This window comes from Psychrobacter sp. TB55-MNA-CIBAN-0194 (genome assembly GCF_040309505.1).
GTDB classification, from domain to species: Bacteria; Pseudomonadota; Gammaproteobacteria; order Pseudomonadales; family Moraxellaceae; genus Psychrobacter; species Psychrobacter fozii.
Map to the genome: position 1 here is coordinate 1 of NZ_JBEOOW010000103.1, position 310 is coordinate 310.

The 310-nt window shown below is 42.3% G+C and carries 1 pseudogene; it reads right to left on the reverse strand.

Going from position 1 to position 310, the window contains the following annotated elements:
• Positions 1 to 310: pseudogene (locus tag AAEY75_RS14435) on the reverse strand (iron ABC transporter permease); the annotation flags it as partial.

Genomic DNA, 310 nt, shown 5'->3' on the forward strand with positions numbered 1-310 from the left:
ATACATACTAGTAACCCAAGCCAGAGCAGTACCAATAGTGCCTGAAACGACAGTCACCATAAGCAATAAAATCGCCGTATTTTTGAGCACTTGCGGAAGTACATAATCTGCCATATGTGTCCAAATCTCTGCTACTGGCTGAGTCCACGACAGCAGCACGATTAAAATCGGTACTAGCATAAACAACGAAATCAGCCCTAAGACTGATTTCGAGATAATACGTTTACGGGTAGCATGGTCTTGGCGAATAGATTTACTCGTATTGCCTGTCTCATTACTTTCATTGACAGTATTGTTCTGACTTGCAGAC